The organism is Pseudooceanicola nanhaiensis, from assembly GCF_020171315.1.
In the GTDB taxonomy this organism is placed as follows: Bacteria; Pseudomonadota; Alphaproteobacteria; order Rhodobacterales; family Rhodobacteraceae; genus Pseudooceanicola; species Pseudooceanicola nanhaiensis_A.
Genome location: NZ_JAIUZP010000008.1, coordinates 250,812 through 275,755, shown reverse-complemented (window position 1 = coordinate 275,755; position 24,944 = coordinate 250,812). Strand labels below are relative to the sequence as shown.

21 protein-coding genes are annotated in these 24,944 nt (G+C 68.6%); 14 read left to right on the top strand and 7 right to left on the bottom strand.

The features are described 5' to 3' along the window. Nucleotides 1-87: 87 nt before the first annotated feature. From phnG to LCM32_RS15230, 9 genes are all read left to right on the top strand, one after another. Nucleotides 88-558, top strand: coding sequence for a phosphonate C-P lyase system protein PhnG (gene phnG / locus LCM32_RS15270; protein ID WP_224821942.1), 471 nt, complete (start codon nt 88-90; stop codon nt 556-558). After that, complete coding sequence (gene phnH / locus LCM32_RS15265; RefSeq protein ID WP_224821999.1) at nt 558-1,121, top strand: phosphonate C-P lyase system protein PhnH; 564 nt, start codon at nt 558-560, stop codon at nt 1,119-1,121. Before phnG ends, phnH begins: the two co-directional genes overlap by 1 nt. Then, the gene (locus LCM32_RS15260; RefSeq protein WP_224821941.1) at nt 1,121-2,215 is read left to right on the top strand and encodes a carbon-phosphorus lyase complex subunit PhnI; all 1,095 of its coding nucleotides are present in this window, start codon (nt 1,121-1,123) and stop codon (nt 2,213-2,215) included. Before phnH ends, LCM32_RS15260 begins: the two co-directional genes overlap by 1 nt. Continuing rightward, nucleotides 2,212-2,823 carry an HAD family hydrolase gene (locus tag LCM32_RS15255; protein WP_224821940.1) on the top strand — a complete coding sequence of 204 codons (612 nt, stop codon included), beginning with the start codon at nt 2,212-2,214 and terminating at the stop codon, nt 2,821-2,823. Before LCM32_RS15260 ends, LCM32_RS15255 begins: the two co-directional genes overlap by 4 nt. After that, the gene (locus LCM32_RS15250) at nt 2,820-3,701 is read left to right on the top strand and encodes an alpha-D-ribose 1-methylphosphonate 5-phosphate C-P-lyase PhnJ (protein ID WP_224821939.1); all 882 of its coding nucleotides are present in this window, start codon (nt 2,820-2,822) and stop codon (nt 3,699-3,701) included. The genes LCM32_RS15255 and LCM32_RS15250 overlap by 4 nt, the downstream gene beginning before the upstream one ends. Continuing rightward, a complete protein-coding gene (gene phnK / locus LCM32_RS15245) occupies nt 3,698-4,528 on the top strand; it encodes a phosphonate C-P lyase system protein PhnK (protein ID WP_224821938.1) in 831 nt (276 codons plus the stop codon). Before LCM32_RS15250 ends, phnK begins: the two co-directional genes overlap by 4 nt. A gap of 157 nt (nt 4,529-4,685) precedes the next feature. Beyond that, on the top strand, nt 4,686-5,369 hold the full coding sequence (gene phnL, locus LCM32_RS15240) for a phosphonate C-P lyase system protein PhnL (RefSeq protein ID WP_224821937.1): 684 nt from the start codon (nt 4,686-4,688) through the stop codon (nt 5,367-5,369). Next, entirely contained in the window at nt 5,366-5,938 is a 573-nt protein-coding gene (gene phnN, locus LCM32_RS15235; protein WP_224821936.1) for a phosphonate metabolism protein/1,5-bisphosphokinase (PRPP-forming) PhnN, read from the top strand. The genes phnL and phnN overlap by 4 nt, the downstream gene beginning before the upstream one ends. Further along, complete coding sequence (locus LCM32_RS15230; RefSeq protein WP_224821935.1) at nt 5,925-7,103, top strand: alpha-D-ribose 1-methylphosphonate 5-triphosphate diphosphatase; 1,179 nt, start codon at nt 5,925-5,927, stop codon at nt 7,101-7,103. The genes phnN and LCM32_RS15230 overlap by 14 nt, the downstream gene beginning before the upstream one ends. Nucleotides 7,104-7,257: 154 nt before the next feature. Here LCM32_RS15230 and LCM32_RS15225 read toward each other — a convergent pair whose 3' ends face one another. From LCM32_RS15225 to LCM32_RS15210, 4 genes are all read right to left on the bottom strand, one after another. Next, a complete protein-coding gene (locus LCM32_RS15225) occupies nt 7,258-7,806 on the bottom strand; it encodes a pseudouridine synthase (protein ID WP_224821934.1) in 549 nt (182 codons plus the stop codon). A gap of 203 nt (nt 7,807-8,009) precedes the next feature. Continuing rightward, a complete protein-coding gene (phnY, locus tag LCM32_RS15220) occupies nt 8,010-9,458 on the bottom strand; it encodes a phosphonoacetaldehyde dehydrogenase (protein WP_224821933.1) in 1,449 nt (482 codons plus the stop codon). Next, nucleotides 9,455-10,714: a phosphonoacetate hydrolase gene (gene phnA, locus LCM32_RS15215; protein ID WP_224821932.1), complete on the bottom strand. Its 1,260-nt coding sequence runs from the start codon at nt 10,712-10,714 to the stop codon at nt 9,455-9,457. The genes phnY and phnA overlap by 4 nt, the downstream gene beginning before the upstream one ends. Nucleotides 10,715-10,832: 118 nt before the next feature. Beyond that, nucleotides 10,833-12,005: a 2-aminoethylphosphonate--pyruvate transaminase gene (locus LCM32_RS15210; protein WP_224821931.1), complete on the bottom strand. Its 1,173-nt coding sequence runs from the start codon at nt 12,003-12,005 to the stop codon at nt 10,833-10,835. Between the two features lie 105 nt (nt 12,006-12,110). Between LCM32_RS15210 and LCM32_RS15205 the strand changes: the two genes are divergently transcribed. Beyond that, complete coding sequence (locus LCM32_RS15205; RefSeq protein ID WP_224821930.1) at nt 12,111-12,986, top strand: LysR substrate-binding domain-containing protein; 876 nt, start codon at nt 12,111-12,113, stop codon at nt 12,984-12,986. Between the two features lie 12 nt (nt 12,987-12,998). Here the strand turns inward: LCM32_RS15205 and LCM32_RS15200 are convergent, their stop codons facing one another. Continuing rightward, a complete protein-coding gene (locus LCM32_RS15200) occupies nt 12,999-14,297 on the bottom strand; it encodes a glycosyltransferase family 4 protein (RefSeq protein ID WP_224821929.1) in 1,299 nt (432 codons plus the stop codon). Nucleotides 14,298-14,455: 158 nt separating this feature from the next. Between LCM32_RS15200 and LCM32_RS15195 the strand changes: the two genes are divergently transcribed. After that, nucleotides 14,456-15,613 carry a polysaccharide pyruvyl transferase family protein gene (locus tag LCM32_RS15195; RefSeq protein ID WP_224821928.1) on the top strand — a complete coding sequence of 386 codons (1,158 nt, stop codon included), beginning with the start codon at nt 14,456-14,458 and terminating at the stop codon, nt 15,611-15,613. Nucleotides 15,614-15,682: 69 nt separating this feature from the next. Here the strand turns inward: LCM32_RS15195 and LCM32_RS15190 are convergent, their stop codons facing one another. Next, a complete protein-coding gene (locus LCM32_RS15190; protein WP_224821927.1) occupies nt 15,683-17,326 on the bottom strand; it encodes a hypothetical protein in 1,644 nt (547 codons plus the stop codon). Nucleotides 17,327-17,684: 358 nt separating this feature from the next. Here LCM32_RS15190 and LCM32_RS15185 point away from each other — a divergent pair, with 358 nt between their 5' ends. The 3 genes from LCM32_RS15185 (at nt 17,685) to LCM32_RS15175 (ending at nt 22,727) form a co-directional block, all read left to right on the top strand. Beyond that, on the top strand, nt 17,685-19,088 hold the full coding sequence (locus LCM32_RS15185) for a hypothetical protein (RefSeq protein WP_224821926.1): 1,404 nt from the start codon (nt 17,685-17,687) through the stop codon (nt 19,086-19,088). 341 nt (nt 19,089-19,429) lie between these two features. Further along, nucleotides 19,430-21,625: a GumC family protein gene (locus tag LCM32_RS15180; RefSeq protein ID WP_224821925.1), complete on the top strand. Its 2,196-nt coding sequence runs from the start codon at nt 19,430-19,432 to the stop codon at nt 21,623-21,625. Continuing rightward, the gene (locus LCM32_RS15175) at nt 21,618-22,727 is read left to right on the top strand and encodes a glycosyltransferase (RefSeq protein WP_224821924.1); all 1,110 of its coding nucleotides are present in this window, start codon (nt 21,618-21,620) and stop codon (nt 22,725-22,727) included. The genes LCM32_RS15180 and LCM32_RS15175 overlap by 8 nt, the downstream gene beginning before the upstream one ends. Before the next feature lie 434 nt (nt 22,728-23,161). On the opposite strand, the gene LCM32_RS15170 is transcribed toward LCM32_RS15175, so the two are convergent. Continuing rightward, nucleotides 23,162-24,928: a CocE/NonD family hydrolase gene (locus LCM32_RS15170; RefSeq protein WP_224821923.1), complete on the bottom strand. Its 1,767-nt coding sequence runs from the start codon at nt 24,926-24,928 to the stop codon at nt 23,162-23,164. Between the last annotated feature and the right edge of the window lie 16 nt (nt 24,929-24,944).

Genomic DNA, 24,944 nt, shown 5'->3' with positions numbered 1-24,944 from the left:
CCTCGATAGGCCTTGTGCGACTCGGGCAGGCTGTCTAATGATTTGTCTAGTTGTATAGTAATCTCGACAAATTCGCAAGGTGTCTAGATGAGCCCGAGCCCCGCCCCGGAAACCCCCGATACAGATGCAAGGCGCGACTGGATGTCGGTCCTCGCCAAGGCCCCCGCGGCCGATCTCGACGCGCTGTGGCAGGCCCATGGCGGCGCGCCCGCCTTCACATGGCTGCGCGCGCCCGAGGTGGGCGCCGTCATGGTGCGCGGCCGGGCCGGGGCCGTGGGGGCCGCCTTCAACCTCGGCGAGATGAGCGTGACCCGCGCCTCGCTGCGGCTGGAAGATGGCACCGTTGGCCATGCCTACGTGCAGGGCCGCAGCCGCCGGAAGGCAGAGCAGGCGGCGCTGGTGGATGCGCTGATGCAGACCGGCGCGGCCGAGACGATCAGCGCCGCGATCCTCGCGCCGCTGAAGGGCGCGGCCGCTGACCGGGCCGAGGGCCGCGCGGCCCGTGCCGCCGCCACCAAGGTCGAATTCTTCACCATGGTCCGGGGAGAAAACAAATGATGGCTTCCGACGCTCTCACCGGCGGGTTCGCCGATGCGCCCACCGAGGCCGCGCGCGCCTTCCGCGCCGCGATGAACGCCATGGCCTTCCCGGGCCGCATCCAGCCGATCACCGGCGGGCAGGGACCGGCGCCGCTGTCGCCCGCCGCCGCCACGCTGCTGCTGACGCTCTGCGATCCGGAAACGCCGCTCTACCTCGCGGGCGCCCATGACACGCAGGCGGTCCGCGACTGGGTCACCTTCCACACCGGCGCCCCGCTGGTGGGGGCCTCCGAGGCGATGTTCGCCGTGGGCGGCTGGGAGGCGCTGCAGCCCGTTTCGGCCTTTGCCATCGGCACCTCGGACTACCCCGACCGCGCCGCCACGCTGATCGTGGAAAGCGCGGCGCTGGAGCAGGCGGGCAGCACGCTCACCGGCCCCGGCATCAAGGAAACCGCGACGTTCTCCCTGCCGGAGCCGGAGGTCTTTGCCGCCAACGCCGCCCGCTTCCCGCTGGGGTGGGATGCCTATTTCACCTGCGGCGACCGCCTCGCGGCGCTGCCCCGATCGACGAAGGTGTCCTGATGTACGTGGCAGTGAAAGGCGGCGAACGCGCCATCGACAACGCCCATGACTGGCTGGCCGAGGAGCGCCGGGGCGACCCTGCGGTGGCCGAGCTCTCCATCGCGCAGATCCGCGAGCAGCTGGCCCTCGCGGTGAACCGCGTGATGGCCGAGGGCTCGCTCTACGATCCCGACCTCGCGGCGCTTGCGATCAAGCAGGCGCGCGGCGATCTGATCGAGGCGATCTTCCTGATCCGGGCCTATCGCACGACCCTGCCGCGCTTCGGCCATTCCGCCCCGGTAGAGACCGGCGCCATGGCCTGCGACCGCCGCATCAGCGCGACCTTCAAGGATGCTCCGGGCGGTCAGGTGCTGGGGCCGACCTTCGACTACACCCACCGGCTGCTGGATTTCGCGCTGGAGGCCGAGGGGCTGGAGGCGCCGCAGGCCGCGCAGGCCACGCCGCGCCGCGAGCCCACGCCGCATATCACCGAGTTCCTCGACAGCGAGGGGCTGCTGCAGCCCGACCTGCGCCCCGAGGACGATACCCCCCGCGACCTGACCCGCGAACCGCTGGAGCTGCCCGCCGACCGGCCGCTGCGGCTGCAGGCGCTGACCCGGGGGGACGAGGGCTTTGTCCTCGGCATGGCCTATTCGACGCAGCGCGGCTATGGCCGCAACCACCCCTTCGTGGGCGAGCTGCGGGTGGGGACCGTGCCGGTGGAGATGGAGATCCCCGAACTGGGCTTCGCCATCGAGATCGGCGAGATGACCCTGACGGAATGCGAGACGGTGAACCAGTTCACCGGCTCGAAGACCGAGCCGCCGCAGTTCACCCGGGGCTATGGCCTCGTCTTCGGGCATTCCGAGCGCAAGGCGATTTCCATGGCGCTCGTGGACCGGGCGCTCCGGTGGGAAGAGCTGGGAGAGGACAACGTGGGCGCCCCGGCGCAGGACACGGAATTCGTCCTCTACCACGCCGACAACATCCAGGCGTCGGGCTTCCTTGAGCACATAAAACTCCCACATTACGTGGACTTCCAGTCCGAACTTGAACTGATACGCAAGTTGCGGCGCGAGGCGCAGGCGGCCAGCCGTAAGGAGGCAGCGGAATGAGCGGCGCAGCGGTGAAGGCGGTCGTCTTCGACATCGGCGGTGTGCTGATCCACTGGGATGCGCATCTCGCCTGGCTCGACCAGATGGGCTCGCGCGAGGCGGTTGCGGCCTTCATGGAGCGCGTCGATTTCCCGGCCCGCAACCTGCGCGGCGATGGCGGCGAGACCTTCGCCGACCTCGCCGCCGAGATCTCGGACCCGGAGGACAGCGCGCATCTGGCCGCCTATGTGGCGCATTACCACAAGGCCGTGCCGGCCAAGATCGAGGGCACATGGGCGCTGCTCCACCGGCTGAAGGCCGCGGGCGTGCCGGTGCACGGGATCACCAACTGGTCCGCCGAGACATGGCCGATCGGCCTGAGGGTGCATCCGGAACTCGACGCGGCCTTCGAGGTGCTCGTCGTCTCTGGGCGCGAGAAGATGCTGAAACCCGAGGCGCGGATCTTCGATCTGCTCTGCACCCGCGCGGGGCTGGAGCCGGGGCAGTGCCTCTTCGTGGACGACTCGCTCAAGAACGTGACTGGCGCGCAGGCGGCGGGGATGGAGGCGGTGCTCTTCACCGATCCCGCCACGCTGGAACGCGACCTGATGGAAAGGGGGCTGCTGTGACCACGCAGACCGCAGAGGCGACCCAGAGCGCCTACAACTTCGCCTATCTCGACGAACAGACCAAGCGGATGATCCGCCGCGCGATCCTCAAGGGGCTGGCCGTGCCCGGCTACCAGGTGCCCTTCGCCAGCCGCGAGATGCCGATGCCCTATGGTTGGGGCACCGGCGGCGTGCAGGTGTCGGCCGCGACGCTGACGCCGGAGGATTGCTTCAAGGTCATCGACCAGGGCGCGGATGATACGACGAACGCGGTTTCGATCCGCAAGTTCTTCGAGCGGACCGCGCAGGTGGAGACGACGACCCACACCGCCGAGGCCACGGTCATCCAGACCCGCCACCGCATCCCCGAAGAGCCGCTGCGCGAGGATCAGGTGCTGGTCTACCAGGTGCCGATCCCCGAGCCGCTGCGCTTCCTCGAACCCTCCGAGGTCGAGACCCGCAAGATGCACGCGCTGGAGGAATACGGCCTGATGCATGTGAAGCTCTACGAGGACATCGCCCGCCACGGGGCGATCTCGACCGCCTATGCCTATCCGGTGAAGGTGGAGGGGCGCTACGTGATGGACCCGAGCCCGATCCCCAAGTTCGACAACCCCAAGCTCGAGATGGCCGCGATCCAGCTCTTCGGCGCGGGCCGCGAACAGCGCATCTATGCGCTGCCGCCTTACACGCAGGTGGTCAGCCTCGATTTCGAGGATCACCCCTTCGATCCCTCCAAGGCCGAGCATCCCTGCGATCTATGTGGGGCCGAGGACAGCTACCTCGACGAGGTGATCACCGATGACGCGGGCAGCCGGATGTTCGTCTGTTCCGATACCGATTACTGCCTGGCGCGGCGCGATGCCGGCCATGAAGGCGCACAGGGGGCGAGAGGATGAGCGGAAAAGTCTTCGCAGAATTTTCCCAAGATTTTTCGAAAAATCTTGGGGGCACCCCGCAGCCGTTGTTGCAGGTCGAGGGGCTGTCGAAGTTCTATGGCGCGCGGCGGGGCTGTGCGGATGTGAGCTTCGATCTCTGGCCTGGTGAGGTCATGGGCATCGTGGGCGAGAGCGGTTCGGGCAAGACGACGCTGCTCAACTGCCTTGCCGGGCACCTTGCGCCGGATACCGGCCGGGTGCTGTTCGATACGCGGGCGAATGGGATGCAGGACACGGTCACCATGTCCGAGCCCGAGCGCCGGATGCTGGGCCGCACCGACTGGGCCTTCGTCCATCAGCACGCCAGCGATGGGCTGCGGATGAACGTCTCCGCCGGCGGCAACGTGGGCGAGCGGCTGATGGCCGTGGGGGCGCGCAACTACGGCGACATCCGCGAGCGTGCCATCGACTGGCTGGGCCGGGTGGAAATCGCGGCCGAGCGGATCGACGACCGGCCCACGGCCTTCTCCGGCGGCATGCGCCAGCGGCTCCAGATCGCGCGCAACCTCGTCACCGGGCCGCGGCTCGTCTTCATGGACGAACCCACCGGGGGCCTCGATGTCAGCGTGCAGGCGCGTCTGCTGGACCTGCTGCGCGGGCTGGTGCGCGAGATGGGGCTCTCCGCCATCATCGTCACCCATGACCTTGCCGTGGTGCGCCTGCTGGCGGACCGGCTGATGGTGATGAAGGACGGGCAGGTGGTCGAGACCGGGCTGACCGATCAGGTCCTCGACGATCCGCAGCATGGCTATACGCAGCTGCTCGTCTCTTCGGTGCTGCAGGTATGAGCCGTTTCCCGCAGACCACCGCACCACATCAGGGCCGGGCCCGACCGCGGGGGGGCGCAATCGCGCCCGCCCGGGGGGGCGGTCGGGCGCGGCCCGGGCCGTCGGCCCGGGCGTTCGAGAGCCACACGCGCTGCTCCGCACATTCGAAGGCAAAGCCATGATCCAGATCGAGAACCTCTCCAAGACCTTCACGCTGCACAATCAGGGCAGCGCCGATATCCCCGTGCTGACCGGCGCCAGCTTCTCCGTCGCCCCCGGCGAATGCGTCGCGCTCACCGGCCCCTCGGGCGCGGGCAAGTCCACGCTGATGCGGCTGATCTACGGCAATTACCTCGCCGCCTCGGGCCATATCCGCATCGGCCATGTCGACGTGGCGCAGGCCGAGCCGCGCCAGATCATCGCCCTGCGGCGCGAGACGCTGGGCTATGTCAGCCAGTTCCTCCGCGTGGTGCCCCGTGTGCCGACGCGCGAGGTGGTGGCCGAGCCGCTCCTCGCCCTTGGCACGCCTCGCGAGGAGGCCATCGCCCGGGCCGATGCGCTGCTGGCGCGGCTCAACCTGCCCGAACGGCTCTGGTCGCTCAGCCCCACGACCTTCTCGGGCGGCGAACAGCAGCGGGTGAACATCGCGCGCGGGTTTGTCCATCCGTACCCGGCGCTGCTGCTCGATGAACCCACCGCTTCGCTCGACGCGGGCAACCGCGAGGTGGTCCTCAGCCTCGTGGAAGAGGCCAAGGCCCGCGGCGCCGCGATCATCGGCATCTTCCACGACGAGGCCGCGCGGGACCGGCTCTGTGACCGGCAGGTGGACGTGGGCGTCTTCACGCCCCCGCGCGCCGCATGAGCCGCGCCCCGACACAGGGCCGCCTGATCGCGGTCGTCGGCCCCTCCGGCGTTGGCAAGGACAGCGTCATGGAAGGCCTCGCCGCCACGCCCGGTTTCGCGCTCGTGCGCCGGGTCATCACGCGGCCCTCCGCCGCGGGCGGCGAGGACTTCGACGGCGTGACGCAGGCGCAGTTCGACCGGATGGCCGGGCAGGGCGCCTTTGCGCTGCACTGGCAGGCCCATGGCCTCAGCTACGGGATCCCCGAGACGGAAACCGCCAAGCTGCAGCAGGGCACCGACCTCCTCGTGAACCTCTCCCGCGCCGTGCTGGTGGAGGCCACGCGGCGCTTCCCCGGCCTCATCGTCCTGAACCTCACGGCCGCGCCCGAGGTCCTCGCCGCGCGCCTCGCCGCCCGGGGCCGCGAAACCCCGCAGGACATCGCCCGCCGCCTTGCGCGCGCCGATCTCGCCCTGCCGCAGGGCCTCGACATCCGCACCGTCGACAACGGCGGCGCCCTCCCAGATACGATCCGCGCCGCCCGCGCGGTGCTTGACCCTCAGCAGGAGCCCCTCGATGCCCCGCGATAACCAGCGCCCGGACCAAACCGGGACCACAGAGCAGATCCTCACCAACGCCCGCCTCGTCCTGCCGGACGAGGTCATCGTCGGCCACCTCGTGATCCGCGACGGGCTGATCGCCGAGATCGGCACCGGCGGCAGCGACGCCCCGGGCGCGCTCGACCTCGACGGGGACATGCTGATCCCCGGGCTGATCGAACTGCACACCGACAACCTCGAACGCCACATGACCCCGCGCCCCGGCGTCCACTGGCCCCATGCCGCCGCCATCGCGGCCCATGACGCAGAGCTTGCGGGCTGCGGCATCGCCACGGTCTTCGACGCGGTGCGGGTGGGCTCCATCGTCTCGGGCCAGTCCAAGGGCTATCGCAAATACGCCCGCGAGGTGACGGACGAGATCATTGCCCTGCGCGCGGCGGGCCTTCTGAAAATCTCCCACCGGCTCCATGTCCGGGCCGAGACCTGCTCGGAAACCCTGCTGGAGGAGCTGGCGGAATTCGGCCCCGACGACCGGATCGGCATCGTTTCCCTGATGGATCACACCCCGGGCCAGCGGCAGTTCCGCGACGAGAGCAAGTTCAAGGCCTACCTGCAGGGCAAGCACGGCTACACCGATCAGGAGTTTGCGGATTACTCCGCCTATCTCAAGGGGCTCTACGACCGGATCGGCGCCCAGCACGAGGCCGGGGCCGTGGCCGCCGCCGCCCGTTTCGGCGCGCGGCTCGCCAGCCATGACGATACCACCACCGCGCAGGTCGAGACCTCGGCCGGGCATGGCATCACCATGGCGGAGTTCCCCACCACGGTGGAGGCGGCGCGCGCCTGCCACGCCAACAATATCGCGGTGATCATGGGGGCGCCCAACATCGTGCGCGGCGGCTCGCACTCGGGCAACGTCTCGGCCGCCGAACTGGCGCAGGCGGACCTGCTCGACATCCTCTCCTCGGATTACGTGCCTGCCTCGCTGCTGCTGGCGGCGACGCAGCTGGCCGATCTCTGGGGCGACCTGCCGCGCGCGATTGCCACGGTCACGGCGAACCCGGCCCGGGCCTCCGGCCTTACGGACCGCGGCCGCCTGCTGCCCGGCCTGCGCGCGGACCTGACCCGCTACCGCCCGCTGCAGGGCGTGCCCACCCACCGGGGCACCTGGGTTGCCGGCACCCGCGTGGCGTAAACCAAGGGCTCGGTCCCCACGGCCGCGCCCTTCGCTTCATCTTTCCAAAAATACTCCGGGGGGAATTGGCCGCAGGCCAAGGGGGGGGCAGCGCCCCCAACCCCCGGCGAAGGGCCGCAGGCCCTCGCCAGAAGGCCGGCCCCGTACTCTCGCCTCAGACCGCGCGCCACTCCCCGGGCTTCAGCCCGTCGAGGTGCCATGGACCGATGCCCGCCCGGATCAGCCGTAGAGTGGGGTGGCCCACATGGGCCGTCATCCGCCGCACCTGCCGGTTGCGCCCTTCGGTGATCACCAGTTCGATCCAGGTGTCCGGGATCGACTGGCGCACCCGGATCGGCGGCACCCGGTCCCAGAGGTTCGGCGGTTCTCCCAGCAGGCGCGCCTTGGCGGGCCGGGTCGGGCCGTCCTTCAGCGTCACGCCCCGGCGCAGCGCGTCGAGCGCGGCCTCATCCGGCACGCCTTCGACCTGCGCCCAGTAGGTCTTGGGCTGCTTGTGCTTCGGATTGGAGATACGGGCCTGCAACCGTCCGTCATCGGTCAGCACCATCAGCCCCTCGCTGTCACGGTCGAGCCGCCCGGCCGGGTAGACCCCGGGCAGGTCGATGTAATCGCTCAGCGTGGCGCGGGTCGTGCCTTCGGTGCCGCGGTCGGTGAACTGCGACAGGACATCGAAGGGCTTGTTGAAGAGGATCGTGCGGGCCATGGCGCCCGGGGTACGCGGCCCCGGGCGCCATGGCAAGTGTTCGTGAGTGGTGCTTATCGCGATGCGGAATTCGCATGCAATATCAATCGTATAGCCGCGAAAGCGAAAGCTTTGCCTCGCGGGTTAACGCCGGATTAACACTTTTTGCCCAATCTGAAATTGATCGTGCAAGGTACTGATACTCAGCGGAAATCTCCCAAATCTTATCCCCATGGGAGGGAGAAGGTCTTGACGTTGGTAAAGCTTTTCATCGCTTCCATCACGCCCTCCTTCTCGCCGTTTCCGCTGTCTTTGATGCCGCCAAAAGGCGACATTTCGATACGGTAGCCGGGAACTTCCCAAATGTTAACCGTTCCAACCTGCAAACCCGCAATATAGGCCTGCATCCGCTGAAAGGCATTTACACAGACGCCAGAGGACAGACCGAAGGCGGTGGAGTTCGAAATCTCCATCACCGCCGCGTCGTCGTCCGGCACCCGGATGATCGGCACCACGGGGCCGAAGGTCTCCTCCTGCACCAGCTCGCTGCCGTGGTTCACGTGATCGACGACGATGGGCGGCAGCAGCGCGCCGCTGCGCCCCGGGTGGTAGAGGATCTGCGCGCCCTCGGCCTCGGCGGCCATCACGCGGGCCTCGAAGGTCTCGGCCGCGCGGGCCGAGACGACGCAGCCAAGCTCGGTCGCGGGGTCCATCGGATCGCCGAACCGCAGGGCGCGGGCGCGTTCCAGCACGAGGGGCACGAAACGGTCCGCGACGCTCTCCTGACAGAGGATGCGCTTCACCGCCGTACAGCGCTGACCGGAGTTCTTGGTCGCCCCGGCCACGGCAAGGTCGGCGGCCTTGGCGAGGTCCGCATCCGACAGGTCGTTGCAGATGATCAGCGGATCGTTCCCGCCAAGCTCCAGCACCTGCTTCTTGTAGACCGCCTTGGCCGCGATCATCTTGCCCACGGGCACGCCGCCGGTGAAGGTGATCAGGTCGAAGTTCGGATCGGTGATCATCGCATCGCCGATGTCGCCCGGCAGGCCGGTCACCACGGAAAGCATCTGCGGCGGCAGCCCGGCCTCGTAGAGCGCATCCGCCAGCCACAGCGCGGTCAGCGGCGTCAGCTCGGTCGGCTTCACCACGATGCAGTTGTTGGTGGCGATGGCGGGGGCGATCTTGTGGCTGACCATGTTCAGCGGGTGGTTGAACGGCGTGATCGCCGAAATCGCCCGCAGCGGCTCGCGCAGGGTGAAGATCTTGCGCGCCTTGCCGTGGGGCGTCAGGTCGCAGGAGAAGATCTGCCCGTCGTCCTGAATGCAAAGCTGGCCCGCCAGCGTGTAGACGTCATAGGCCCGGCCGCATTCATAGAGCGCATCGGCCAGCGAGATCCCAAGCTCCGCCGTGATGATCGGCGCCAGTTCCGCCTTGCGCTCCGAGATGATCTTCGCGGTGTTGAACAGGATCTGCTGGCGCTCGTAGCGGGTGAGCGTGGGCGTATAGCCCGCCGCGATCTCGAAGGCCTCTGCCGCGTGCTCGGCCCGGCCCGCGGGGACCGAGCCGATGGTCTCGCCCGTGTAGGGGTAGATCACCGGGATATGGTCATCGCAATCGACCTTGCGGCCCGCGATGCGCATCTGCTCCTTCCGGAAGGGGATCGGGGCGGTCATTGCGCCGCTGCCGTGGTGGCCCAGAAGAAGGCGTCGAAGTTGCGCAGGGTGGGCGCGCCGGGCAGGTCGAGGATGCGGTTCGAGATGAAGGGCACTTCCTGCTCGGTCAGCCCGCCGTGGGAGCGCAGCGGCTCCTTCAGCGCGGCGAGGTCGTGGCGGTGGGCGGAGGTGCCGATCGTCATGTTCTCGCCCGAGATCATGACGATGTCCCCGATCCGGTCGGCGGGCAGCTCGTAGCGTTCCACCGCCTCGGCCTTGTTCACCACCTCGATGATCCCGTCGGTGGCGGCCAGCTTGGCGATGATCCCGGCCTCGTCCGCGCCCTCGGGCAGATAGGCGGTGGCGAAGGAGCCGAGCGCGCCGTGGTGCACCACGTAAGGATCGGTGATCGGCAGGATGACACGGGCCGCAGCCGCGCCCAGCCATTCGTCCAGCAGGTCCTGCACATAGACCACGGCGGGGGAGCCATCGGCGAGGTGCTTGGGCTTCATGCCGTGATCCGCCGTCACCACGATGGCCGCGCCCATGGCGTCGAGCTGCGCGAGGTAGCCATCGAACATCTCGTAGAAGGCCTGTGCCTCGGGCTCATCGGGGGCGTACTTGTGCTGCACGTAGTCGGTGGTGGTCAGGTACATGACGTCCGGCTTCCACTCGGCCAGCAGCTTGACGCCCGCGGCGAAGACGAATTCCGACAGCTCTGCCGAATAGACCTCCGGCACGTCGCGGCCCAGCCACTCATTGGCCTTGTCGATGCCGTTCTCTGCCTTGGTGGCGGTGTCGGATTTCTCGGACGAGAAGCAGATCGCGCGGTCTTCGTCGAACTTCAGGCCCGAGCCGAGCAGGGCGCGCAGCTTGTCCTTGGCCGTCACCACGGCGACGCGGGCGCCGGCATCGTAGAAGGTGCCGAAGATCGTGGGCGCGCGCAGGAAGCGCACGTCGTTCATCATCACCTCTTCGCCGGTCTCGGGCTCATAGAGGTAATTGCCGCAGATGCCATGCACCGCCGGCGGGCGGCCGGTGGCGATGGAGAGGTTGTTGGGGTTGGTGAAGGAGGGGATCACCGAATGGGCCAGCCGCGAGGTGCCGTCCTTGCGCATCCGCTCCAGCGTCGGCATCAGCCCCTTGGCGATCGCCACGTCGAGGTACTCCGGCTCGCAGCCGTCAAGGCAGATGGCGATGGCGGGCACCTTGGGCCAGGGATAGCTGCGGTCGTTCACGGTCACGGCGATGGGATGGGTCATCGGGGTCTCTTCCATTCGGGTCTGTCTGGTGGCCCTCTGGGCCGGATGTCAGCGGTGGCCGCAGGGGCCGGGTGTCAGGCGAAAGGGGCGCTGCGAGACGCGCGCCCCCGGGTCTTGCTGGCGTCTTCCGCGCTCAGGCCGCGAGGCGGGCGCGTTCGGCAAGGGCCTCGGCTGGCGGGGCGGCGCTTTCGACGCCCATGTCCGCCAGCGTCTCCTTGGCGGCGGCGACCACGCGGCGCATGATCGCGGCGTCCATCTGCCCGATGCAACCGATGCGGAAGCTCTCCACCACGGTCAGCTTGCCGGGATAGATGATGAAGCCGCGCGCCTTCATCCCCTCGTAGAAGGCGTTGAAGGCAAAGCGGGGATCGGCGGGGCAGAAGAAGGTGACGATGATCGGCGAGAGCCAGCCATCCTTCAGCAGCGTCTCGAAGCCGAGATCGCGCATGCCCTCGACCATGACATCGCGGTTTTCGCGGTAGCGCTTGCCCCGGGCCGCCACGCCGCCCTCCGCGGCATGGAGCGTCAGGGCCTTGTCGAAGGCGGCCATGACATGGGTCGGCGGCGTATAGCGCCACTGGCCGGTCTTCTCGAGGTAGGCCCACTGCGCATAGAGGTCCAGGGCGAGGGAATGGGCGTTGCCCTTGGCCTCTTCCAGCGCGCTGCGCCGGGCGATGACGAAGGAGAAGCCGGGCACGCCCTCGATGCATTTGTTGGCGGAGGAGACGACGGCCTCGGCCCGCAGGGCCTTCACGTCCACCGGCAGGGCACCGAAGGCCGACATGCTGTCGATCAGCAGGCGGCAGTCCTCTTCGGCCACGACCTTGGCGATCTCCTCCAGCGGGTTCAGGATGCCCGAGGAGGTCTCGCAGTGGATCGCGATCACATGGGTAATGGCGGGATCGGCCTTCAGGGCGGCGCGGACCTCTTCGCCGCGCGGCGGCAGGTAATCACCCTTGTCGATCACCTCGTGGTCGCGGCCAAGGTAGGCCAGCGTCTCGGCCGCGCGCTTGCCGTAGGCGCCGTTGGCCAGCACCAGCACCTTGCCGTGGCGCGGCACCAGCGTGCCCAGCATCGCCTCCACCCCGAAGGAGCCGGAGCCCTGCATCGGCACGCAGACGTATTCGTCGGCCCCGTTGGCCATGGTGACCAGCTCCGAGCAGACCCGTGCGGTCATGGCGCGGAAATCGCCGTCCCAGCTGCCCCAGTCGCGCAGCATCGCCTGCTTGACCTCGTAGGCCGTGGTCAGCGGGCCGGGGGTGAGGAGGAAGGGCTCTCCCTCGTGGGGATCGGGCAGGTTGGTCATGGCGCACCTCGTCGTGGGTTGTCCCCTTGTGGCACGGGGTTGATCATATGAAAAATCGTTCCTTTGTATCTTTCCATAAGTCTAACTGATGGATAGAGAGGGGACATGCGCTATACCCAGCTTCGTGCCTTTCACCATGTGGCCTTGCACGGCGGATTTTCCCGTGCGGCGGAGGCGCTTTTCCTGACCCAGCCCGCAATTTCCGATCAGGTCCGCAAGCTGGAGGAGGAATACGACATCCTGCTCTTCGACCGGCGCAAGAAGCAGGTCACTCTGACCGAGGAGGGCCGACGGTTGCTAGAGATCACCCGGCGGCTGTTCGAGACCGAGCATCAGGCGCTGGAGCTTCTGTCGGAAAGCCGCGCGCTGCGGGCAGGGACGTTGCGGATCGTGGCGGACAGCGCGCATCACGTCACCGGCCTGCTGACCCGCTTCCGGGCGCAGCATCCGGGGGTGAAGGTTTCGCTCCGCGTCGGCAATGCGACCGAGGTGGTGGAGCGGCTGCACCGCTATGAGGCCGACGTCGGCGTGCTGGGAGAATTCCCGCAGGTGCGCACGCTGGACTGGGTGCCGCTGGATTCCGCGCCGCTGGTGGCCTTCGTCTCGAAAGACCATCCTCTGTCCTCAGAAAAATTCATCCATATGAGTGCGTTGCCGGAACAAGCTCTGGTCCTGCGCGAGCCGGGATCGCGCACCCGCCGCAAGCTGGAAGAGGCCGCAGCAGTGCTTGGGTTGAGCCTCGATCCCGCCGTCGTGGCCGAGGGCCGCGAGGCGGTGCGGGAGATCGTGGCGGCCGGTCTGGGGGTCGGTGTCGTCTCGGCGGCGGAGTTCACGCCGGACGAGAGATTGCACGCGCTGGAGATCACGGGCGCGCAGGGCCTCCAGATGGACGAGGCGCTGGTCTGCCTGCGCGAACGGCGCGGCGGCAAGCTGGTGCGGGCGCTTTTCAGCCTCGCTCAGGCGCAGGCGGCGGGCGCTTAGGGCCTGCGCAGGTCAGCCCCGGCGCAGCAGCACGCCGTAGAGGTCGAGCAGCGCCTGCGTCCAGGCCTCGGGTGTCATGGCGATGGCATTCTCGGGATCGGTGCAGCGCAGCGACATCTCGCGGATCTCCTCGGCCGGCATCGCCGAGAGTTTCTTCAGCGCCGCCGCCAGCATCGACCCATCTGTGCGGTGATAGGTCAGCCCCAGCCCGCGCCGGTCGATCTCTCCGGCCAGAAGCGCGAGGTCGGGGATCACCACCGGCAGGCCCGAGGCCGAGGCCTCGGCCGCCACCAGCCCGAAGGGCTCCGGCGCGCGCGACGGCATCACCAGCATCCGCGCCCGGGTCAGGTGCTGGCCGATCTGGTCGTGGGCCACCCAGCCGGGCATGGTGAACTGCGGATAGCGCGCGGCGATCTTCTCGCGCAGGGGGCCGTCGCCGATCAGGGTCAGGGGCAGGTCATGAGCGTCGCACACCTGCGCCAGCTCCGGCACGCCCTTTTCCTCGGTCAGCCGCCCGATGAAGACGATCTGGTCGTTCTCCTCCACCCGGATGCGCTCGGGCGTCAGGGGGGCTGCGGGGTTGCGCACCACGCGCAGCATATCGGAGGGGTAGCCCGCCTGTTCCATGACCTCGCGCAGGCCGGGGTGGATCAGCGCGATCGCGCCCCACGGCGCGGTCTTGTCCAGCAGGCGCATCAGGTTCACCTGCCGCAGCACGCGCCAGCCCTTCTGCATCGCGTTGCGCTTGTCGCAATTGGCCAGCAGGCAGCTGCCGCTCAGCTGGATGCGGTCGCAGTTGCGCATGTTGCGGTAGTCGTAATGGGCGCCGTTGGGACAGGCGAGGAAATAGTCATGGGCGTGGATCACCACGCGCGGCGCCACGGGGCGCAGGGCACCGAAGACGGCAGGAGAGAAGATCTGCGCCCAGCCATGCAGGTGATAGACCGTGTCGGGCGTGTCGGTCTTGGCGATGTAGTCGGCCAGTGCCCGCTGCGCCGGGGCGTTGTGCAGGCCCTTGGTCAGCGCCGTCAGCCGCCCGGCCTCCATCAGCCGCGCACCGCCAAGCCCGATGCAGGTGACGCCGGTGCCCTCCAGCGAGGGCGCGTTGCCGTCATCGCCCGCAAGATAGGTCACGTCGCAGCCCGCCGCATCCAGCAGCTTGGCCGACCAGACGGCGAGCCCGGTCGCGCCGCCCTTGGCCACGCTGGAATCGTTCAGGATGACGATACGAGGGCGGGCGCCGGGCGATCCCGTGGGCTGCGCGGCGTGGGGCGCGCGCTCGGCGTCGTCGGTCAGCGTGGTGTCGGGCATCGGGGGTCCTTGGCGGCGGCGCGGGGGCCATGCGTGGCGATGTTGCAACCTTTCGCAAAAGAACCGCAAGGGGGGGACGCAAGACGGGGCAGCATCTGTGACCTTGCGGTAAGCCTGTGGCGGTCCCTTATTGCGAGGGCCTGTGTCGAGAGGGTGAGATGAAAGTCGTTCAGTTCGGTTTGCACTACAGCCCCAACCTCGGCGACGGGATCATCGCGGAATGTCTTGCCCACGGGATCGCCACCCGCGCGCCGGGGGCCGAGGTGGTGACAATCGACATCTCAGGCCGGCAGGGCTTTGACGAGGTGGTGGTGAAGAACCGCCAGCTGGTGATGAAAGTGCTGGGGCTGATGCCGCTGGCCCTGCGCCAGCGGGTCGTGCTGGCCAAGCTGGGGCCGATGGTCGCGCGCTTCGCGGAAGGCTGGCAGCAGGAGCTGGAGGGCGCGGACCTTGCCGTGGTGGGCGGCGGGCAGATCCTCTCGGACGCCGATCTGAACTTCTGCATCAAGCTCTCTGCCGCCGCGCGGGCGATCCGGGCGGGCGACGTGCCTGCCGCGATCTTTGCCGCGGGCGTGTCGAAGAACTGGACCGCGAAAGGCCGCGCGCTTTTCCTCGACCTGCTGGCCACGGACCTGCGCATGGTGGGCCTGCGCGACGCGCCCTCGATCGAGGCCTGGCGCAGCCAGACGGGCAATCCCGCGCCGCAGGCGGTGCTGACCCGCGATCCGGGCTTGCTGGCCGCCGCCTGCTACGGCGCCCCCGCGCAGCGCCCCGGCGGGATCGGCATCTGCTGCACCGATCCCGCGCTGCTGGCCTATCACGCCGATGCCGAGGTCGCGGGCGGCGGGTCGCTGCACAAGGATCTCGTGCTGGCGCTGATCGCGGCGGGCCACCGGGTCACGCTGTTCAGCAACGGGGCCGAGGAAGACGCGGCCTTCCAGCAGCGGCTGGGGCAGGAGATGGCGGATCTCGTCTCCTCCGGCGCGCTGACCATGGCCGCGGTGCCGACCCGGCCGGGCGGTCTGGCGCATCTGGTGGCGGGCTTCGACGCGGTGGTGGCCCACCGGCTGCACGCCTGCATCATCGCCCATTCCTATGGCCTGCCGGTCGTCGGCCTTGGCTGGGACCGCAAGGTGGAGAGCTTCTTTGCCTCCGTCGGGCAGGAGGCGGCCTTCGTCGGCGCGGCAGAGGCCGGTGGCGCCTCGGTGGCCGAGGTGCTGGAGGCCGCCATGGCGCGGGGCATCGACCCCGACCGCCACGCCCGCGTTCAGGCCGAGGCCTGGGAGGCGATCGACCGGCTGCTGGCCTGCGTTTAAGCAGACGCGTCTGAGCAGGCGGGCAGGGCGCGCGCCTCAGCCCGCCATCAGGGTGCAGTCAGCCCCCCATCAACCCGCCGTCAGGGTGAAGCGATAGGCCGTCACGTCGCCGCGCACCGTCGCGCCGGGGCCGATCCCGATTTCCAGCACATCGCCGGGGGCGAGCGTCAGCGGCAGCGCCTGATCCAGCCCCTCCGGAACCGGCGTTTCCAGCACAGCCGCGCCGTTCAACGTGACCGCAAGGGTCACGCCGTCCTCGCTGCGCTCTGCCGGGCGCAGGGTGATATGCAACGTCGCGGGGCCGTCATGTGCGGCCACGTGGCGGAAGATCAGCGCCTCGGCACCGCCGGGATAGAGGCTTTCGGGGAGCACCCGCACCTCCGGGTCGCTGTCGAGGCCGAGGTAGGGCACCCAGGGCACGCCCTCGCGCCACTGGCCCTCGCGCGCTGAGAGCGGCGGGGTGCCGGTCCAATTCGTCGCCAGCACCTCGAAGGCGCCGCCGTTGCGCAGGTCGAACTGGTCGAAACTGTCGGCAAGGCGGGTCTGCGGGGCCAGCGTGGCGGCCGCGGCGAGGCTGCGCGGCGCGGGCTGACCGGGCCGGGGGACGAGGATCAGCGGCTCTGTCTCGCTCAGCAGGATCGGGCCGGAGGGCAGCGGGTGGCCCTCCGCATCGAGCCGCTGCATGCCGGCGGCCGGGACCACCTCGCGCCGGGCGCCCCAGAGCAGCAGCGTACCGCCCTCGTAAAGACAGCCATAGGTGAAGGGATCGGGGGCGATGTCCGTCACCGCGCGGCCCGAGAGCCGGGTCTGCGCAACATGGAAGACCCGGCCCGTGCGGGTCGGGGTTGCGGCATCGGTCAGCAGCGGTTCCAGCCCGTCGCCGCGCGGATGCAGCGGATACCACGCCGCGCGGGTCACCCCGGCAAGCGCCATCTGGCAGTGCGAGCGCAGCAGCAGCCCCGGCGCGGCCTGCGCATCGGTGGTGCCGAACTCGGTGATCTGCAGCGGCATCGTCTCCAGCCCCGGGATGCGGCGCATCCAGTCCACCTGCCGCACCAGTTGCTCGGGCGCGGTGTCGTAGGGATGCAGGGCAAGCGCATCCATGTAATCCCCCGCGCCGAGGGCAAAGAGCTCTGCCAGCCAGGCGGTGGGGATGGAATGCAGCCCGCCGCCGAGGATCTCGACTTCGGGCCGGGAGGCCTTCACCGCATCATGGGTCGCCTTCAGCAGCGCCAGCGAATAGGCCGGGCGGTCCGCCAGCGGGGCGTCTGCCATCGGGCCCGCGATGAAATTGGTCGAATTCACCTCGTTGCCGACCTCGACCGCGCGGATCGCGGGATAGCGCGTGGCCGTGCGCGCGGCAAAGCGGGCGAAGGCGGAGATCGCCTCGGGTGTGCTGGGGGTGAGGCCGTCCTCGTGGTCGGGGTGGCCGTTGTTCACTGTAAGGCTCATACGCGCGCCGGTGTGGGGCATCAGCCGGGGATAGCTGTCGCGCTCGGCGGCGTAATTGTAGACGCCGTCCCGTTCCACTCGGTCCCAGTAGACCGCATCGCGGAAGTCCCGGATGCCGAGGGAGATGGCCGCATCATAGAGATCGGGCCGCCAGCCCTGACCGAAGTTGGAGGCGGCGGCGAGGTCCGGGCCGACACGCGGCGGGCTGGTCTCGGCAGAAAGGGCGGCGGGCAGGGCCGCACCGATCGTCAGGCAAAGCATCGCCCTCTGCGCGCACCGATAGGGCGCCAATCCCCGCAGCGCACGGGAGACAGGTCCCGGTCCGCGGCGCTGGGGCTGCGGATCGGGCAGCAGCACGCGCTCTTCGCCGAACATCATGCGTCAGGTTCTCCCCATGGGCTGTCTGGCCCTCTTCTGAACCGGGCCCCGGAGTTCGCCTGCACCCGTGAGTGGGGTGTGGCGATTCTCCGGCGGGACCGGCCTTGAGAGACTGCCGCGCAACAGGGGGTGCTGCAAGCATGGCACAGGGGCAGGTGGCGCACACACCCGGCGGTGAGAAATTCGCTGCCCATCCCGGGGGATCGCCGTTATGGTCGCGCCATCGCGCGCGGAGGTTTGATTGCAGTTCGTATCCAGCACCCTGATTGCCCTGATCGTCTGCGGGGTGCTGATCTGGCGCGGGCCCTACAAGGGCATGGCGCTGTTCTGGGCAATGACACCGCTGGGGGCGGCTGCGGCCTTCAACCTGCCGGCGGCGGGCGGGGCCTCGATCCTGCTGCTCGACCTTGCCACGCTGACGCTCTTTGCGCTGCTGTGCCTGACGCCCTACGGGCTGGCACGGATCGCCGGGGCGATGCGGCCGTGGCAGCCCGGGTTCTGGCTGCTGCTGCTGCTGGTCTATTCCATCGTCGCCACACTCTTCTTCCCGCGTCTGTTTGCAGGCCAGACCGAGGTCTTCTCGCTCTCGCGTGCGGCCAATGACGGGGGGATCATCTCGGTCCCGCTGCGGCCGACCAATGGCAACCTGACACAGCTCTTCCGCATCCTGCTGGGGGGCATGGCCTTCTATGCGATGGCGGTGCTCTTCCGGATGCGCCCCTCCGCCGATCTGGCGCTGAAGGCCGTGGGGGCCGCGACGGTGGTGCACGTGGGCATGGGGTGGCTCGACATCCTGACCGGCATGACCGGGACGACTTTCCTGCTGGAGCCTTTGAGATCAGCCAATTACGCGATGCTCTTCGAGCATCGGCTGATGGGGATCAAGCGCATGGTCGGGGGCTTCCCCGAGGCGTCGTCCTTCGGGTATTTCTCGCTCGGCCTGTTCGGATTCTGGCTGCTCTACTGGATCAACGGCACCCATTCCAAGCGGGCGGGCTTTGCGCTGATCATGACCGGGATCGTGCTGCTGCGCTCGACCTCCTCCTCGGCCTACGTGGCGCTCGTGGCCTTCCTGATGACGCTGGCGCTCTGGCACATGGTGGCCGGGCTCAAGCCCGATGTGCCGCGCCGGGCGGCCACGGCGCTGATCTTCGGCACCATGGCGGCGTGGTTCCTCGCCATCGCGATCTTTGCGGCCTACCACATGGTCGAACCGGTGACCGCCTACCTCGACCGGACGCTCTTCGACAAGCTCGACAGCCAGTCCGGGGTGGAGCGGATGAGCTGGAACGCGCAGGCCTGGGAGAACTTCATCGACACCGGCATGCTGGGGGCGGGGCTCGGCTCGGTCCGGGCGTCGAACTGGCTGCTGGCGGTGCTGGCCTCGCTGGGGGTGATCGGCACGGCGCTTTGGGCGCTGTTCCTTGGCGCGACGCTGCGGCTGTCACGGCGCACGGGCGATCCGCGCCGCGATGCGGTGATCAAGGGGCTGAAGGCGGGCGGGCTGGCAATGCTGGTCTCGGGGATGCTGACGCTGGCCACGCCGGATCTGGGAATCACGTTCTTCCTGATGGCCGGGATGGCGGCGGGCCTGTCGCGTGGCGGGATGCTGGTGCGCTATGGGCACATCGATCCGGTCGATTGAGGCCATTTTGTGGCGGATTAGCTGGGGTTGTCAGCGCAATCCACTGCTCTCCCGTTGATTGTCATCGAACGTTCACGAAACCGCGGGCTGCCCGGCGTTTTCTTTGACGACATGCCATTTTTCTGACAGAAACGCCCCTATAAGTGAAACTCTTCGCGGGGTTGCTCCGTAACTGGATGTAACTCCTTCGCCTGCGGGTCATCCGGTCCCGGGCACAAGGACCGCAAAGGTCACCGGGCCACAGGCCCCACAGGTCCAGCCAATAGGACCGGAAACACAGTCGGGGGAGCCGCCGGTGCGCACGCGCCGGTTGGGTCCGTTGTCGAGCAAGGAAGCCTGCCGTGAGCCCCAGGGTCATGAACCTGAATGCCGATCCCGTTGTGTTCCGCTCTCCGAAATCGCCGGAGCAGGAACCCGATTACGTTGACCTGAAAGGTCTGCTGCGCGCCGTCTGGCAGCGCAAGAAGATCATTATCGGCGCCATGCTGGGCGGGATGATCATCGCCTTCCTGCTGACCTCGCAGATCACGCCGCAGTATACGGCGCTGTCCAAGGTCATGCTCGACCCGCGCAAGAGCCGCATGGTCACGGATACCGAGGTGGTCTCGAACCTCGACCTCACCGATCAGGTGGTGAATTCCGAGGTGGCGGTGCTGCGCTCCAACCTGCTGATCGAGCGGGTGATCCGCGACGTCGGGATGGAGAAGCTCGCCCCGATCGACCCCGCGCTTGCCACGCCCTCGCTGATGAGCCGCGCCAAGTCGACCGTGAAGGGCCTGCTGGGGTCCGAGGGCCCGCCGCCGCTGTCGCCCGAGGCGCAGGAACAGGCGCATATGGAATCGCTCGTCTGGGCGATCCGCCGCGCCACCTCCGTGGCCCGCGAGGGCGAAAGCTACGTCATCGGCATCTGGGTCGAGACGGTGAGCCCGGAACTCTCCATGCTGCTGGCGAACTCGCTGGCCAATGAATACCTCGCCGACCAGCTGGAAAGCCGTCAGGGCAAGGCCGCCCGCGCCTCCGACTGGATCGGCGCCCGGGTCGACCAGCTGCGTCAGGACGTGGAAGTAGCCGAACAGAAGGTCGAAGAATACCGCACCCAGTCCCTGCAGGCGGAGGGCGGCAGCCTTGCCACCACGCAGGAGCAGGTGACCGAGCTGAACAACCAGCTGGCCCTTGCCCGCACCGACCGCGTCGCGGCGGAAGCCAAGCTGAACCGCGTGACCCAGCTGATGGACACCGGCGGCGTCGACGCGGTGGCCGAGGTCGTGACCTCGCCGCTGATCGAACAGCTGATCGCCGAACGGGCACCGCTGATGCGCGACGATGCCGTCTGGGCCGAACGCTTTGGCCCCGAGCATCCCGAACGCGTGCGCCTGAAGAACCAGATCGACCGGTTCAACGACCAGCTCGACAAGGAAGTGCTGCGGATCGTCGAGCAGATGCGCTCGGACGTGGAAGTGGCCCGCCTGCGCGAGCAGACCATGCGCGATCAGGTCGCCGAGACCGAGGCAAAGGCGGCCGAGATGTCCCAGACCACCATCGGCCTGCGCCAGCTGGAACGCGAGGCCTCTGCCGCGCGCACCGCCTACGAGACGCTGCTGTCGCGGCTGACCGTGACCCAGACGCAGGAACAGCTGCAGGAACCCGACGCCAAGCTGATCGAGCGGGCGACCATTCCCGGCGCGCCCTCCGCACCGCGGCCCAAGCTGATGACCATCATGGGCGGCATGGTGGGGATGCTGGGCGGGCTGGCCGTCGTGCTCTACATGGCGCTGACCTCCAACGCCTTCCGCCGTCCCGACGAGCTGGAGCGCGAGACCGAGCTGCCGATCCTCGCCACGCTGCCCGCCGGGCCCTGGGTCTCCTCCGCCGCGGCGGTGAACGAGCTGCGCCAGAACCCGAACGGCGCCTATGCCGAGCGTATCCGCTACCTGCGCACGACGCTTCTGGGATCCTCCAAGCGGGCGCAGGCGATCCTCGTGATGTCCTCGCTGCCCGGCGAGGGCAAGACCACCACCGTCATGGCCCTTGCCGAGATGGCCGCGCGGGCCGGGCGCAAGGTGCTCGTCCTCGACGGCGACCTGCGCCACGCCTCGGTGCAGCGCAGCTTTGGCCTGCGGATGGAGCACGACTTCGGCGATTTCATCCACGATCGCTGCACGCTGGATCAGGCGGTGCATTCCGATGCGCGCTTCAGCTTCGACGTGATCTCGATGAAGAAGCCCACGCCCGCGGATGCGGACGAGCTTCAGGTCAGCTGGATGAAGCCGGTGATTGACGGGCTGAAGGAGGTCTATGACCTGATCCTGATCGACAGCCCGGCGCTGCTCTCGGTGCCCGATGCGCTTGTCCTCGGCAAGGTGGCCGACAGCGCGATCTACCTCGTGAAGTGGAACGACACGCCGAAGCCCGCCGTGCGGCAGGGGCTGGGTGTGCTGGCCGATCAGGGCATTGCCGTGACCGGCACCGTGATGACGCTGGTGGATGTGAACAACAGCCCCGAAAGCTACAGCTGGGAATACGCGGAATATGCCTGAGACCCGTCGTGTGGCGCTGATCCACTACTGGCTGGTGGGAATGCGCGGTGGCGAGCGGGTGCTGGAATCCCTCTGCCGCATGTTCCCTGAGGCCGACATCTTCACCCATGTCCACGTGCCCGGGCAGACCAGTGACCTGCTGAACGCCCACCGCATCACCCAGACGCGGATCGGGCGGCTGCCCATGGCGCCGAAGCTCTATCAGAAGTACCTGACGCTGATGCCGCGGGCGCTGGAGGAGATCGACCTCACCGGCTACGACCTCGTGATTTCCTCCGAGTCCGGCCCGGCCAAGGGCGTCATCGCGCCGCCCGACGCGCCGCACCTGTGCTACGTGCATTCGCCGATGCGCTATCTCTGGGACCAGTACCACGCCTACCGGAACAGCTCGGGCCTGCTGACGCGCACGCTGATGCCGCCGCTGATCCACGGGCTGCGCGGCTGGGACGTGACCTCGGCCGCGCGGGTCGATGGCTTTGCCTCGAACTCGACCCATGTGGCGAACCGGGTGAAGAAATACTGGCGCCGGGAGTCGGACATCGTGCATCCCCCCGTGGCGGTGCAGGATTTCGCGCCCGTGCCCAAGGAGGAACTGGGCGATTTCTACCTCTGGGCCGGGGAGCTGGCACCCTACAAGCGGCCCGATCAGGCGGTCGAGGCCTTCACCCGCATGGGCCGCAAGCTGGTGGTCATCGGCGGCCCGGACAAGACCCGCGACGCGCTGAAGGCCAAGGCGGGGGACAATGTCACCTTCCTCGGCAAGGCGCCGTTCTCGGTGCTGAAGGAGCATATGGCGCGCTGCCGTGCGCTGATCTTCCCGGGCGAAGAGGATTTCGGCATCGTGCCGGTCGAGGTCATGGCCTCGGGCCGCCCGGTGATCGCCTATGGGCGCGGCGGCATTCTCGACACGGTGGTCGAGGGGCAGACGGGTGTCTTCTACCGCGAGCAGAGCGTCGAGGGGCTGATCGACGCGGTCGAGCGGTTCGAGCGCGAGCTGGAGGTCGATCTGGACCCGGCAGCCCTAGTGGCCCATGCGGCGAAGTTCGACGAGGCGACGTTCCAGGCGGGGATCCGGGCGAGTCTTGCGAAGATCGGGGCGTGAGCGGGCTGTCGTCGTCTGCTTTCCGCTGAACGGTAGGCGAGAGGGAAGCAACGCGCCCCGTGGCGTGTTTCCATGCGCCAATCGGGGCTGCTTCAGGGATCGCCGGCGCCTTTGCACATGCCTCCCCCGCAAAGTTGTAATCCCAAATACCCCGCATAGTGCTGGCCCAAAGCACACCGCTTTGCGCAAGCCATTTCAGCGCTGCCCTTTCCATCCACCACCCGCCCGGCCGAGAGGCCGGGCAGCGCCGACCCGCTCCCCTGGGGCGGCGCTATCGCGCCACCCCGCGGGACGGCGCTGCCCTGCGTGGTAGATCGCGAGCGCAGAGCGTGTCGGGGCTACGGTTTTACCCAGTCTCATAAGAGTGCGCCCGGCTCGGCTTACAGGACAGCGCTATCCTAAGCGGTTCTGACCAGCCGACCGCGACGCGGCCTTCACCACTCCCGCAAGATCACCCGCCCGCCAAGCACCGAGATCCGGGCCTTGCGCAGTTCCGTCTCGCGATAGGGATCGCCGCCGGTCTGCGGGTTCCGCGCCAGCCGCGGGAAGGACGATCCCGCAACATGCAGCCGCAGCCGGTGCCCCGCTTCCAACCGGTAGGCGATGTCCCGCAGGTCCACCGAGACGGTCACCGGCGCGCCCGGCTCCAGCAGCTCCGGCGCATCGAAGCCGTTGCGATAGCGCAGCCGCAGGGCGCCTTCCTGGATCGTCCGCGACATTCCGTCCGGCGCCACATCCGTCAGCCGCAGCACGAGGTCCGCGTCGGGCGCCTCCACCGCCACGGTCACCTCGGCCCGCATCGGCCCCGCCAGCACCAGCGGCGCCTCCAGCGGATCGGAGGTGAAAAGCAGCAGGTCCGCGCGCCCCTCGATGGGCCGCTGGTCGATGGGTCCGGTCTTCAGGTCCGGATCGCCAGTGCAGCAGATCGCGCCGCCCAAAGTCGGCACCGGATCGGCGGGATCGGAGACGAAGGACCGCGGCGCCATCGGCGCGCCATCCGCCGCCAGCCGGTCGCCGGCGAGGTGGAACACCCGCGCGGTCGTGTCCGGCGGCGGCCAGTCCTCGGCCCCGCGCCATTCGTCCGCGCCAAGGACGTAGACGAGGTAGGGCGGCAGGTCGGGCCCCGGGCCGCGCCCGGTCTGGGCGTCGATGAACCGGGCGAAGATCTCGTCGAAATCCAGCGCCTCGCCGGTCACCGGCAGGTCGCCCACCCGGCCACGATCAAAGGGCGCCTCGGCCTCGCAGTGGGTGCCGGGGCCGATGATCACGTGCTGATCGGGGGCTGTGCGGCGCATCTGGCGGCTCATCAGCAGGGTCTCGCGCGCGCCGTCATACCAGTTGTCCACCATGAGCGCGGGGGTCTCGAACCGGTCCTGATCGGAAATGAAGCCTTCGAGGTTCCAGAACTCCGGCTCCTCGAAATGGTCGAGGAAGGCCTCGAAATCCGTCGGATCGGGCCGGGCGGCGGCCACGGCATCGCGCAGCGGCAGGGTCCGCAGGGCGGTGGCATAGTCGATCCGGGGGCTGCCCATATGCGCGCTGCTCTTGCCGCCCTCGGTGGCGAACCAGCCGAACCCGGAGGCGAGCGCGAAGATCCCGCCCTCGAAGAAGCCGAAGGCGCCATAGGTGCCGAAGGCCGTGCCGATCGCGCCGCCCGCGCCCATGGGCACGATGGCCTTCAGCGCGGGGAGACGGTGCGCGGCCAGCACGATCTGGCTCTCACCCAGGGCGGAACAGCCGATGGCGGCGACCTGACCGTCGGACCAGTCCTGCCGGGTGATCCAGTCGAGCGTGTCTGCCCCATCGGTGGCGGCGTTGGGATAGGGGGCAAAGACCCCCTCGGAGCCGTAGCGCCCGCGCATGTCCTGCACCACCACGGCATAGCCCCGCGCAAGGTAGATCGGCACGTAATGCCGGACCGAGCCGAAGGCGTTCTTGTTGTAGGGCAGGCGCAGCAGCACGGCGGCGCGGGTCTTGGCCCCGTCCGCGGGCAGGTAGAGATCCGTCGCCAGCCGCATCCCGTCGCGCATCGGGATCATGAGGTCGCTCTGCCGGGTGGCGGGGCTCAGCTCCTTCAGGAAGGCGCGTTGTTTCTGGGACTGGCGCAGGCGCCACAGGTCACCGCGCGGATCGCCGAGCGTCGCATAGGCGACGGCACCGGCGGCAAGGGCCCCGAGGCCCAGCAAGGCTATGGATATCATGCGCTTCTTCATCTAG